Consider the following 13137-nt stretch of genomic DNA (forward strand, 5'->3'; position numbering starts at 1 on the left):
TTTCATCATGATATGAAAAAGAAAATCTTAATTGTGGACGACGATCCTCGAAATATCTTTGCTTTAAAATTAACTTTAAAATCTGAAGGTTTTGATGTAATTTCTGCCTCTTTGGCACAGGAAGCGATAGATATTTTAAAAACAGATAAAAGTATCGCAGTGGTTTTGATGGATATGATGATGCCTGAAATGGATGGTTATGAAGCACTTGATATTATCTCTAAAAATGCAGAAATGTCTGCCGTACCCATCATCGCAGTTACTGCGCAAGCAATGCCCGGAGACAGAGAAAAATGCTTGGAGGCAGGTGCAAAAGATTATATAACTAAACCAATTAATGTAGAACTTTTAATAAAAGCTATTCAAAATATTTCGTGATGCTTGAACCGAGTATTATAAAAGATGAAGAAGTAGAATATCTTATTAAAGATGTTTATGATCTCTATGGCTACGATTTTTCTAGGTACAGCCGTGCTTCTTTCAAAAGGAGAGTAAACCGTCTGTGTCTTATAGATAAATTTACCAGTTTCGCCGAATTGCGTTACACCGTAATTACAGAACCAGATTATCTGAAACGTTTTGTGGAAGAAATTACCGTAAATGTAACAGAAATGTTTCGTGATCCATTGTTTTTTAAGGAGTTGAGAGAAAGTGTATTGCCACATTTAGGAACATATCCGCTCATTAGAATTTGGGTTGCAGGTTGTTCTACGGGCGAAGAAGCGTATTCTATGGCTATTTTGCTTAAAGAAGCAGGTTTGTACGACAAGTGTTTAATTTATGGTACAGACATTAATCCATCAGTCTTAGAAAAAGCGAGATCAGGGGTTTTTCCGATGCAGCTTATGCAGCTTTATTCAGAAAATTACAGACTTTCGGGAGGTAAAAAAGATTTCTCAGAATATTACACGGCTAATTATGAAAGTGTACAGTTCGACAAATCGCTGCAAAAAAAACTAATCCTTTCTACCCATAATTTGGTCTCGGATAGCTCTTTTAACAGCTTCCAGCTCATTATCTGCAGAAATGTATTAATCTATTTCGAAAAAGATCTTCAGGAAAGAGTTTTTAAACTTTTTGATGACAGTCTCGAGAATTTGGGCTATCTTGCTTTAGGTTCAAAAGAAACATTAAGATTTTCTAATCTTAAAAAAACGTATGAAAGTGTAAGTGAACATAAAATCTGGAAAAAGTCTGAACATTTTTAATGGATAAAAATACCAACATATACCATCATGATTTGTTGCTGATCGGAGGTTCCGCAGGAAGCTTGCATGTTATTATGGAAATGTTGAAGAACATTCATTTTGCTTTAGATTTTATCATAGTAATCGTGGTACACCGAAAACCTTATTCTACCAGTGTTTTACCTGTATTGCTTCAGCAATTTACAAAGATTGAAGTGATAGAAATAGAAGATAAAACAGAGCTTCAAAAAAATAAAATATACATTGCACCTGCAGATTATCATTTGCTTTTTGAAGACACAAAAACCGCATCTTTAGATAGTTCTGAGAAAATGAACTACTCCAGACCGTCGATTGATGTCACATTTAAATCGGGTGCAGAAATTTTTGGTACGAAAGTTACTGCAGTATTATTATCAGGAGCAAACTCTGATGGAGTTGAAGGTTTAAAATATATTAAGAAAAACGGCGGCAAAGTCTGGATTCAGGATCCTAAAACCGCAGAAGTAGATTATATGCCGAAAAGCGCTTTAGCGCAAATAGAATATGATGAGGTTTTTACCCCAAAGCAATTGGCAGAAATGCTACAAAAACAATAAATATTATACAAACTAAACTATCTAAATGAACAAAAAGAAGATTTTAATTTTTGATGATGACACCACAATTCTGGAAGTTGTTACCATCATTTTCGAAGAAAACGGCTACGAAGTCGAAATTTCGGAAACCTCTCACGATATTCTGGAAAGGGTAGAGTCTTTTAATCCTAATTTGATTTTGATGGATAACTGGATTCCAAATATCGGTGGTGTAGAGGCAACAAAAAAGCTTAAAAGTCATCCAGAATTTAAAAGCATTCCTGTCATTTATGTAACCGCAAATAATGATATTGCAAAACTTGCGAAAGAAGCTGGTGCGGATGATTTTGTGGCAAAACCGTTTAATCTGGAAGATATTGAAGAGAAAGTTGCAAAACACCTTCAGTAAAAGATTAGAAAAACTTAAAATACATAAAATCCTTTCTCTTGAAAGGATTTTTTTTATAAAAAAAAACGAACAAAGAATTGCTTCTTCGCCCGTTTCAATTATAAAAATACTGCGTTTATTTTCCGCCTCCACCGTTTTTTTCTACATCGGTTTTGGTGTTTTCTTTTACTTTTTGGTTTCCGAAACGCTTTACAAAAGTAAGCGAGCAACCATACCAATCGGAGCTGTTCATGTTTCTGAAAGTTCCAATTTGGCTGTACGTTGTTGAGTCGAAATTAGGTCTTGAGAAAATATTCATCAACTGTAAACTTACCTCCATCTGTGTTTTAGGGAAAATTTTCGTTGCCGAAATATTATGGAAAACATTGGTGAGATTAGCGTAAGAGTTTCCGTTGTTTTGGTTAGAAACTTCAACCCAAGCGCTCAGATTGATGTTTTTGTTAAATAAATTGGTGTAACTTAAGTTGGCAGAACCATTCCAAAAGTTGAAGTAGTTTGCTGCTCCAGATAAATTGTTTTTAGCATTAAAATCGCTATTGTCTACATAATTGTAACCAAAACCAAGGTTTACATTCAATTTATTTTTAAAAAATGTTTGGTTGGTATTGGCGTAGAGATTCAATCTTTGTACTTTTCCAGGGAAGTTCATAGGTTCAGAAATAATTTTGTCTCCTTCTGTTGTGTACGCTTGCCAATAATCTTGTTTCGTGAAATAATACCTTGCAGAAACATAATATTTCTTCAAAAAGCCAAATTTCATATACCATCTGTCGCTTGGATTGGGAAGAAGGTTCATGTTTCCTCTCGAGTAAAAACCATCACTTGTGGGTTGCATAAAAGGGTTGAATTCTGCATACCAAGGTCGCCAAAGATTTCTGTTGTAGGTTAAACTCAAATCATATTTGTCGTTAAACGAATATTTAACCAAAAAATTGGGCAAAAAAGTTCCGTAAGCATCTCTTCTAGAGGTTCCGGCAACATCTTGTCGCATTTTGTAATCGATGTATTCATATCTTACCCCAATTCTGGTTTCTAATTTCTTGAAGAACGTTTTGGAATAGTTTGAATATAGTGCGGTAATGTTGTCTTCGTAATGAAAAACGTCATGTGTACTTAGACCATTAAGCAAATTTCCGTATAAATCGTTCGGAATGACATTGTTGTTGAAGTTAATTTTACCTCCAACTTCAAAGTTCCCACCATTTTTTCCTAAAGGCTGTGTATAATCTACCTTAATATAATAATTTCGGTTTTCTGTATCTGAAATTAGACCAATTTCCTGTACTTCGTTATTGCCTACAAATGCGGTGTTTCTAAGGAAATAATTGTTTTCAGACTGGCCGTTGTAATTGCTTCCAAAATTAATGTCTAGGATTCTGTTCTTTTCTTTGTCGTAATATTTGTAGAAAATATTGCTCCCAAAATTTCGGTAAATATTGTCTGCAATTTGGCTTTGATTTCGCTGAAATGTAAAAGTATTATTGGTAAACTGCGAAGATTCTAGTTCGGTTGTGTTCACTCCTTTTCCTTGGTACAATTCTAAAATAACGCCCAATGTATTTTTTTCGTTGATTTCGTATTCTGAAGTAGAAGAAATGGAAGGATTTTTTCCTTTATAAATATTCTTTGTAGAACCTTCGGTTACGATATTGTTTTCGTAAATTGTATTCACAAAAGCACTGTTTTGTACCCAAGTATTGTCGCTATAACTGCCTACAAGTGTTTGTGTAAAGCTTTTTCTGTGATAGTTTAAATTAAGATTGGTGTACTGAGAGTTTTGTCTGTTTTGCCTGTTATTCAGGGTTACGCTTCCTTTAAAACCTTCATCATCACGCTTTTTCAGAACAATATTAATTACAGTTCCTGTTGCATCGTATCGTGAGGAAGGGCTTGTAATTACCTCAATTTTCATCAAATTATCTGCAGGAATGGTTTGCAGATATTCTTTTAATTCTTTTCCCGTAAAAATCGATTTTCTATCATTAATATAGACGGTTACAGATTCTCCTTCAGCTTTCAAGGCATCATTATTATCAATGCTTACTAAAGGGGTCATTCTAAGAACGTCCCAAGTGGTATTTCCTGCTAAAATAGAGCTGTTTGCCACATTAAAAACGGTACGGTCTACCTTAGATTCTACTGTTGGTTTTTTTGCGACAAAGGTTACCTCTTTTATTTCATTTACCTTTGCAGAATCTTTTTTCACCTGGGAAAAAGCAAAAGTTCCTATTAATAAAGTGATGGGTATTAGTATTTTTTTCATTAAATATTTTTGTACTCACATATAAGACACTTGAAAGGGAAATTTTGTTACATCCAAATACGTTAAAGTTTGTTAATGATTTTTGATGACTGATTTGATGTTTTTTTTTTGATTTCAAGTAAATGAAAAAGACCTTTCGCAATGAAAGGTCTTTTGTATAATATTGAATAAAATTTTTATTGTCTTAATTCGCAATATTAAATCTGAGCTTTACCCCAAAATTTTCTTTAAACTCTGATGTTCGGTAATGTCCTAAACGATAAGAGAAACCTACACCATAATTTGTTCCCAAAAATCGGTTCCAAATGAAACCTGCTTCCTGATAATAATGGTCCAAAACCTGGAACTGAAATTGATGGTCACCCGGATTTTTGAAATCTCCAATCGCCGATTGATACTCAAGTTCGATATTAGAATATCTTTTTCCGAGTGTTTTAAATCTGAAAGGTAAAGTTTGCGAAAACTTAAAACCAACAAATTTATCAGTATAAAAAGTTCCAGAAGGCATGGTGGTAAATCCTAGATTTGAAGGCGTATTTACGTTAGAAAACCAATTGTCTGTATTGCCATCTCGCATCCCTGCAATTTCAAAATTCTTCCAAATTGGGGCTCTCCCAGAAGAAATTCCACCAAATATTTTCACATTACTTAACCCTAATTTTGTTCTGAATTGATGTACAACCATCGCATCCAATTTATGATAATCAAGGTCGCCTCCAAAAGCGTTGAATCCTTTTTCTGCATTAACAAACACTTGTGGAAACCCTTTTTCGTAAGTATATTTTCCTGTCGGAGTCATGATATTTTTATCGTTTGGCGAAAATTTAAAAGATAAAGTCGCACTTGTATTATCGAAGCTATTTCCTAAGTTTTGATATTGATAATTGAAACGCGCATCTTGCTTTTCTTTATTCAAACTGACTTTCATGCTTAAAGAATTGCTCAAATCATAAGAATAGTATAACCCAAATTTTTGATTTCTGTAAAAATTAGCGTTATGAAGGTCAAGATTCAAGTCGTTTACTTTCATTATTTGGTCCCACATTGTATTGCTGAATCTCCCTGCAGCAAAGACATCGTCGCTATAATCTATTCTGAAAACCGAAGTTCTTCTTTGCGAAAGTTTTACATCCAAACCTAAACCATATTTCCAACGATGGTCTTTAAAACCGTAGCCAAAATAACCGTCTGGAGAAAATGTTTTGTTGAATTTTTCGTTCAGTTTTACACCTGCTCCCAAACGCAAACCTTGATATTTATCGTAACTGAAGAATTTCGTTAAATCAAAATCGATGATTTTATAACGCAGATTTCCACGCATTAATTGAGTTAAAAAGCTCAGTTTTTTTTCAAAATCATGCTTTTCTACAAACTTGTCGATGTTGGTGTACGTTGCGCTTTCTCTCGCAGTAAGGCTATCTGTTCTGTATTGGTCGAGAAGAGTACCGTCAGAATTTTTCATTTCCAAAGAATACCCATTAAATTCTTCTGCTTTTTGCTCTTCATTAATTTTAAAATCGAAATAACGGTTTTTTACATAAAGATAATTTCCAAAGGTTTTTTTGTTGTATTTAGAGTGTTCTCCGGCTTTCACACTGTCTTTTTTGGAGGTGTCGAAGCTTTGATCGCCCATTTTTAGCTTAATGTTTTCATAATCTAAAAACCATTTTCCGTTGATGGGTTTCCAAACCGAAACAATATTTCCTGCATTGGCTTTTTTATTAACGCTTTCGAATTTTTTTATCGCATAAGTTGCTTTATCGATGTAGATATTTCCGTTAAATTTTCTGGGATTTTGCTTTTTCTTGTCGGTAATTTCCTTGAATTTAATTACATACGTATCTCTTCCATCAATTTGAATAGTGTCTGAAAGATAAAAATGAAACAATTTTCTGTTTTCCGGCAAAACCTGTCTTGGCGTTCTGTTCAGGTGAGAAATATTCAAGGCTAAAGCTTCATAAATAGGATTTTTGAAACCCGACATTCTGTTGTCTAAAATATTCGTTTTTTCGCCAAATTTTTTTGAGAATTTATGCTCTGCCGCTTTTTCCCAAAGAAACATTTGAGATTGTTGTGTAGCTTCAATCAATTCTTCACCCATCAAAGAATCTTTAATTTCTTTGGGTTTCATTTTCAAGTCTTTTTTTTCAACTTTAGAAAGAGAATCTTTTCTTGTCGCTAGAAAGTTTTTATAAATATCGATGGTATCTTTATCTACATCGATAGAATATTTGCTGTATGCTTTAAAATCGTAAGATTCAAGAGATTTTGGAGAGTTTTCTTTTTCTCTTTTATTTACTTCATCCAAAATTTTTAGAGCTCTGTCGTCGCTTTTATTGGTGATAATTACCTTGTCGATATTACTCATCTTTTCAGAAAGTGGAACGAGTGAAATTTCCATGTTTTTCTTAACATCAACTACGGCATCTTCAAAATTATTAGCGATAATTTCTACTTTTTTACACTTGCTTTTGAAGTTTAAAGTCCCATAAATATTGGTTTTTCCGAGTAAATCGTCGTCACAATAAACAGCAGCGCCTGTTACGGGTTGTTGTGTTTTCTGATTAAGAATTTTAATTTGATTTTGGGCAAAACAAAAGAATACCGCAAAAAATAATAATGAGGATAGAAGTTTTGTCATGGAGTTTTTATTGTTTAGACAAAACTATTGAATAGAAAGTTACAAAACTATAAGATAAAATATAATCTTTTGTTAAAGATTTAATGCGTTGTTTTTGAATTGTTTATGGGTTTGTTCTAATTCTCTTTTAGGTGGTAATTGATATTGGTTTTAAAATTTCTTAATAGTTTTAACGAATGTTGACCTTTAATGATGAAAGTAAAAACCGTTTTTTTGGTAATTTTCAGATAGAATATAATAGTTTTAGTACCTTTGTGGGCAATTAATTAAAAACATAAAATGATGATGAAAAATATCTTCGCAGCTGTGCTGTTCACAGTTGCTGCGTCTTTTACACAGAATATAAAAGCTCAAAATGTAAACGAAATAAAAGAAAAAAAGGAGCTTTTGAAACTTTACTCTTCACTTTTAGATAAAAATGTAGATTTAGCCAAAGAAAAAGAAGTTAATGTACAGTTGGCTGAAGAGGTAAAAAGTCTAAATAAAAAGACAGATCGTAAAACTGATGACTTCACTTCTTCGGATCCTAATTCTACATCTATAGATGCTAAAGAAACGGCAAAACTTCTGAAAAAAGCTGAAGCAGCCAATAAAAGTCTTCACAAGAGTAACGAAAAAATTATAGGTATTGAATCTGATATTAAGAAAATCATCAATAAAATGGAGGGTTCTAAATACGAAATAGAAATCAAAAAGAAGTAATTTACTATTTACAAAAAAAAAAAACAGTCTCGCTTGAGACTGTTTTTTTTTTTTTTTTACGGCGGCGGCTTCGCCGCCGCCGTAAAATGTAGATGTTTCTTCTAGTTATGCTTTGCTTCCACCGCCTCTAGCGACAAGAGCTATAATAAGAATCAGAACTAATGCTCCGATTACCCAAACTAAAGGGTTGCTCATCCAATCAGATTGAGAACCTCCTTTGTCGAGATCTACGTCGACTTTTAAATCGGCTGCTTTTTCTTGAGCTTTTGCCCAAACAACGGCAAAATTAGAAATTAGCACTAATGCGAAAATTTGAATTTTTGAAAGAAAATTTGCTGGTTTCATAATGTTTATTTTTTGTGTGTAGTTAGTATTAATTTAAAAAAAAAGCATGTAAATATTATTTTTATACTAAAAATCAATTTTTAACATAGTTATTTTACTATTGTTTTGTTTTAGTTGGTTTAAATATGTTATAATTTATTTTTAATTGAATATTGAATAAATTTAAAAGCTGTCTGTTTCTTACTAATCATTTATTGTTCCAAAATGTAATAAAACAAAAAAAATCCTGAAAAAAAATTCAGGATTTTTATATTTCTGCGGCGGCTTCGCCGCCGCAGAACCTTTATAATAGGGTATTTAAAGCGTTAAAGCTTTTTGATAAGCATTTTCTAAACCATCAAGATTTTTTCCTCCGGCAGTTGCAAAACCTGGGTTTCCACCACCACCACCTTGGATTTCTTTTGCCAAATCTTTTACAATGGCACCTGCTTGATAATTAGCGGCCAAATCATCTGAAACACCAACCGTAATCATTGGTTTTCCGTCTGCGTCAGAAAGAATAATGGTAACCGAAGTTGGGATTTCTCTCTTCAATTGAAAGACAATATCTTTTACGGAACCTGCATCCAGAGAGGTTTTCTTTACCAAAAGTTGTTTGTCGCCTTTTTGCTCGTAAGCATTTTTCCAGTCGCCAATTTCACCTTTTGCTTTTTCCTTTTTCAAGGCATCAACTTCAGATTTTAAAGAAGCATTTTCTTCAATTAATTTTTCGATAGAACGTACAACATCTTTAGATTTTAACAACTGAGAAAGTTCTGCAATTTGCTTTTCTAAATTTTTGAAATATTCTTCAGATTTTTCTCCTGAAATAGCCTCAATTCTTCTGATTCCTGCTGCTGCAGAGCTTTCAGAAACGATTTTAAAATGACCGATTTCGCTGGTGTTTTTCACGTGAGTTCCTCCACAAAGTTCTTTTGAACTTCCAAACTGAATCATTCTCACATTGTCACCATATTTTTCGCCAAACAAAGCCATTGCTCCTCTGTCTAAAGCTTCCTGAATTGGGATATTTCTGAACTCTTGCAATGCAATACTTTCTTTGATTTTTGCATTTACTTTTTCTTCTACCAAAGCCAATTCTTCCTCTGTCATTTTATTGAAATGAGAAAAGTCGAAACGCAGATAATCTGGTCCCACATAAGAACCTTTTTGCTCAACGTGAGTTCCTAAAACGTCTCTTAAAGCTTCGTGTAACAAATGCGTTACCGAATGGTTTGCCTGAGAATTTTTTCTGTCGCTTGAATTTACTTTAGCATAAAAAACAGAACCCGCATCTTTTGGAAGACCGTTGATTAAAGAAATAATCAATCCGTTTTCTTTTTTGGTTTCTAGAACTTCAAAGCTTTCAATAGCGTTTTCAAGTGTCCCTTTATCGCCGATTTGTCCACCACCTTCTGGATAGAAAGGCGATTCGCTCAATACAACCTGATAAAATTCTCCGTCTTTATTTTCTACTTTTCTGTATCTTGTTATGTAAGTTTCAGACTCAATTTTGTCGTAACCTACGAAGTTTTCTGGTTTTTCTTCCAAAGTTACCCAGTCGTAAACCTTTTGTGCAGAATCTGCTTTTGAGCGCTGCTTTTGTTCATTTAAAGCTTGCTCAAACCCTGCTTCATCAATGGTTAAACCTTTTTCTTCCGCAATAATTCTCGTTAAATCATCCGGGAAACCGTAAGTATCGTACAATTCGAAAACTTCTTCTGTTGGCAATACTTTTTTACCTTCAGAAATCGTTTGCTGAATTAATTTTTCAACTCTAATTAAACCAGTTTCGATGGTTCTTAGGAAAGATTCTTCCTCACTTTTAATGACTTCTGTAACCAAAGTTCCTTGTTTTTCAAGCTCTGGGAAGAATTTACCCATTTGCTCTTGTAAAACTGCAACCAATTGATAAAGGAAAGGTTCTTTTCTGTCTAAGAATCGGTACGCGTAAGAAATTCCTCTTCTTAAAATTCTTCTAATGACGTAACCTGCTCCTCCGTTGGAAGGCAATTGTCCGTCTGCAATCGCAAAAGAAACCGCTCTAATGTGGTCTACAACCACACGAATCGCAATGTCTTTTTCGTCTGTTAAAATTCCGGTATATTTTTTTCCGGAAAGTTCTTCAACTTTAGCAATTAAAGGCGTGAAAACATCGGTATCGTAATTCGATTCTTTTTGTTGTAACGCCATACACAAACGCTCGAAGCCCATTCCGGTATCGATATGTTTTGCAGGAAGATTTTCTAGAGAACCGTCTGCTTTTCTGTTGAATTGCATGAATACAAGATTCCAGATTTCTACCACTTGAGGATGGTCATTATTTACCAATTCAAGACCAGAAATTTTTGCTTTTTCTTCTGCGCTTCTCAAATCAACATGGATTTCAGAACACGGTCCACAAGGTCCGCTTGCGCCCATTTCCCAAAAATTATCTTTCTTGTTTCCGTTGATGATTCTGTCTTCAGAAATAAATTCTTTCCAGTAATCGTAAGCTTCGGTGTCTCTTTCAAGGTTTTCGTTTGCGTCGCCTTCAAAAATCGTTACGTAAAGATTTTCCTTTGGAATTCCGTACACTTCTGTCAACAATTCCCAAGCCCAAGAAATCGCTTCTTTCTTGAAATAATCGCCAAAAGACCAGTTTCCAAGCATTTCAAACATCGTGTGGTGATACGTATCACGCCCAACATCATCCAAATCATTATGCTTTCCTGAAACTCTTAAACATTTCTGTGTATCGGCAATTCTTGTGGCTTTAGGCTCTTTGTAACCTAAAAAATAATCTTTAAACTGCGTCATTCCAGAGTTGGAGAACATGAGAGTAGGGTCGTCTTTAAGCACGATAGGAGCTGAAGGAACGATTAGATGCCCTTTTGATTGAAAGTAATCTAAAAACTTTTGTCTTATTTCTTGTGAAGTCATTCTTAATAGCTTTTGGCGACTAGCAAATGGCTATTCGCTTTTTGATTGGCAAATTTAATGATTTTAAGTGATTTTTCGATACGTAAAAAGTTAATACGACAACGGCTCAAAATCTGCTTTGAAAGTAAGCGGATTTTCGCTCATATTTTCGGCGATTTCCAAATATTCGTGGTATTCTTCGGGGTGCATTCCCAAACCGACCATTACGATGGCAATATTGGTGTACAAATTTTTGTCTTCAGAACCCAAATCGAGCGCAATTTTTAGCACAGATAAAGCATTTTCGTGTTCTCCTGCATCCGATAAAACAGCTCCAAGATTGATTAACGCAGACGTGTTTTGAGGTTCAATCGAAAGAATATCTTCTAATTCTTTGAGTAGCAAATCGTTGATTTCGTCCCAATAATCTTCGTTTAGTAGTCTTTTTGCCTGAAGTTTTTTTACATTTTCTAATCGTTGCGTAATGCTGCTCATTTTTGTAATTCCTGAATTGATTTTTTTACAATGTACAAATTAATTTGAGTTTTCCCAATCAGATTTATTAATCTCAAAAATATCCATCATATTTCCGGAATATTCAATCTGTTTTTTGAAAGTCATTCCGTTTTTTAAGGCAACTTTTTTAGATTTGACATTTTCAGGATGAATAATTGAAATTAATCTTTCAAGAAAGTTGTTTTCAAAAGCAAAATCCCGACATTTTTGAGCAGCTTCAAAGGCAAAACCTTGCCCAAGAAACTGGGGAAGAATAGAGTAGGCTATTTCCAGTTCAAATAGATTTTGATAGCGCGGATTTTTAACTCGTGCTCACTACCAAAATGTAAAGTCACGGATTGTAAATCCGCGACATCGAGATTCAGCAGGGTTTTCATTGTTGGCTTTGCAAGCCCAACAAAAACTTGGTTATTAGCTGTAGTGCTATTTTACTTGATTTTCTTTAACAAATTTATTATAGACTCTCTTTACATCTTCATAATAAATATCCTCAAATGGAGTCCCATTATGAACAAATTTACAATAAATATGAGGACAAATATCATATTCATTTCCATCAATTTCATAATCCATTATTTCATTATAATTTATCTTTCCAATTGAATAAACTCGATAAGATTCTAAATTTTCCTCATCATGTTTTAAGAATCTCCATTTATTGTCTGGTAATTGAATAATATCATGAATTCCAATTATAAATTCTAATCCTTTATGAAAAGAACGATGTAGTTCTGCTTTAAACCAATTATATTCTTTGAATTCATTTGGTTCGTTAAAATTCGGATAACTTATATCATCATATTTCCTAAGTAGCATTCTTGAATTAAATCTTCTATTCTCAGCCGAATAATTTATCCAAGGTCCAAAATCATTTTTTATTCTTTTTTTTAGCTCTTGAATTTTCATGAATTTTTCCTCAGAGCTTTCTACATTGATTATAAAATTGGAATAAAACTTTTGTAATAACTCTTTATGATTTAAAATTTTTTCTTGAATAGTATTCCAACCCCAAAATATTATTTCAAAATCACATTTATATTGATTTTTCATTTTTTCACAGAATTCATCAAAGTCTGGATGATCTTCAAAAGTAGTTACGATAAAAAGTTTGTCTATAGAAATTTCTAAATTTTGCGTTTTAATTTTATTAACTTCATTTTCTATATCATTGAATAATTCTCTTTTTATTAAGGATTTTTTTCTAGACAGGTCTTTCTTTTTACATTGAATTGCGACATCAAATTCTGATGAGAAAATGTCAATTCCTTTTTGATTATGTCCTTGTTTTCCAAATTTTTTGAAGGTAATAGATTTGTATTCTTTATTAAAAAGTTCACAAATTAAATCCTCAAAAATTTTATCATTATCAATTGGTGGAATTTGTTGTTTCATTTATAAGTGTAGTTGTTTTAGCATTACAGCTAACGAAAAAGTATTCGCAAAGGCAGGCAAAAAATGAACTGAAACCTAACGAAGTGGTTCAACAGAATCAAAATCCAGTTTCGACCAAACTGAGCCAATGCTTTTTCAAAATACCAAATTACAAAAAAGAGTGAAATAAAATGTGGTGAAGAAGAATTTTAAAATTGTTTTTACTTTTTAAACATTAAATTTCT

Annotated in this window: 12 protein-coding genes; 5 read left to right on the top strand and 7 right to left on the bottom strand. The window is 33.2% G+C overall.

Features of this window, described 5'->3' with window-relative positions; translation table 11 throughout:
- The first annotated feature begins 12 nt into the window (after positions 1-12).
- From AC2A1D_RS15250 to AC2A1D_RS15265, 4 genes are read left to right on the top strand one after another with little or no spacing between them, the layout of a single operon-like run.
- Positions 13-378, top strand: coding sequence for a response regulator (locus tag AC2A1D_RS15250; RefSeq protein WP_484044436.1), 366 nt, complete (start codon positions 13-15; stop codon positions 376-378).
- Entirely contained in the window at positions 378-1208 is an 831-nt protein-coding gene (locus tag AC2A1D_RS15255; protein ID WP_484044437.1) for a CheR family methyltransferase, read from the top strand. Before AC2A1D_RS15250 ends, AC2A1D_RS15255 begins: the two co-directional genes overlap by 1 nt.
- Positions 1208-1786: a chemotaxis protein CheB gene (locus AC2A1D_RS15260; protein WP_484044438.1), complete on the top strand. Its 579-nt coding sequence runs from the start codon at positions 1208-1210 to the stop codon at positions 1784-1786. The genes AC2A1D_RS15255 and AC2A1D_RS15260 overlap by 1 nt, the downstream gene beginning before the upstream one ends.
- 25 nt (positions 1787-1811) lie before the next feature.
- Entirely contained in the window at positions 1812-2174 is a 363-nt protein-coding gene (locus AC2A1D_RS15265; RefSeq protein WP_484044439.1) for a response regulator, read from the top strand.
- 115 nt (positions 2175-2289) lie between these two features.
- Here AC2A1D_RS15265 and AC2A1D_RS15270 read toward each other — a convergent pair whose 3' ends face one another.
- Both AC2A1D_RS15270 and AC2A1D_RS15275 read right to left on the bottom strand, forming a co-directional pair.
- On the bottom strand, positions 2290-4437 hold the full coding sequence (locus AC2A1D_RS15270) for an outer membrane beta-barrel protein (RefSeq protein WP_484044440.1): 2148 nt from the start codon (positions 4435-4437) through the stop codon (positions 2290-2292).
- A gap of 184 nt (positions 4438-4621) precedes the next feature.
- Positions 4622-7078: a DUF5686 family protein gene (locus tag AC2A1D_RS15275; protein ID WP_484044441.1), complete on the bottom strand. Its 2457-nt coding sequence runs from the start codon at positions 7076-7078 to the stop codon at positions 4622-4624.
- Positions 7079-7357: 279 nt separating this feature from the next.
- Here AC2A1D_RS15275 and AC2A1D_RS15280 point away from each other — a divergent pair, with 279 nt between their 5' ends.
- Complete coding sequence (locus tag AC2A1D_RS15280) at positions 7358-7780, top strand: hypothetical protein (protein WP_484044442.1); 423 nt, start codon at positions 7358-7360, stop codon at positions 7778-7780.
- Positions 7781-7885: 105 nt separating this feature from the next.
- On the opposite strand, the gene AC2A1D_RS15285 is transcribed toward AC2A1D_RS15280, so the two are convergent.
- The 5 genes from AC2A1D_RS15285 to AC2A1D_RS15305 all read right to left on the bottom strand — a co-directional run bounded on the left by AC2A1D_RS15285 (position 7886) and on the right by AC2A1D_RS15305 (position 12913).
- A complete protein-coding gene (locus AC2A1D_RS15285; protein ID WP_484044443.1) occupies positions 7886-8125 on the bottom strand; it encodes a hypothetical protein in 240 nt (79 codons plus the stop codon).
- Between the two features lie 297 nt (positions 8126-8422).
- Positions 8423-11026 carry an alanine--tRNA ligase gene (gene alaS, locus AC2A1D_RS15290; RefSeq protein WP_484044444.1) on the bottom strand — a complete coding sequence of 868 codons (2604 nt, stop codon included), beginning with the start codon at positions 11024-11026 and terminating at the stop codon, positions 8423-8425.
- A gap of 90 nt (positions 11027-11116) precedes the next feature.
- Entirely contained in the window at positions 11117-11500 is a 384-nt protein-coding gene (locus AC2A1D_RS15295; protein ID WP_484044445.1) for a hypothetical protein, read from the bottom strand.
- 39 nt (positions 11501-11539) lie between these two features.
- Entirely contained in the window at positions 11540-11794 is a 255-nt protein-coding gene (locus AC2A1D_RS15300) for a GNAT family N-acetyltransferase (protein WP_484044625.1), read from the bottom strand.
- Between the two features lie 150 nt (positions 11795-11944).
- Complete coding sequence (locus AC2A1D_RS15305; protein WP_484044446.1) at positions 11945-12913, bottom strand: hypothetical protein; 969 nt, start codon at positions 12911-12913, stop codon at positions 11945-11947.
- Positions 12914-13137 lie beyond the last annotated feature (224 nt).

Source organism: Chryseobacterium sp. HNCC26DJ239 (assembly GCF_057180445.1).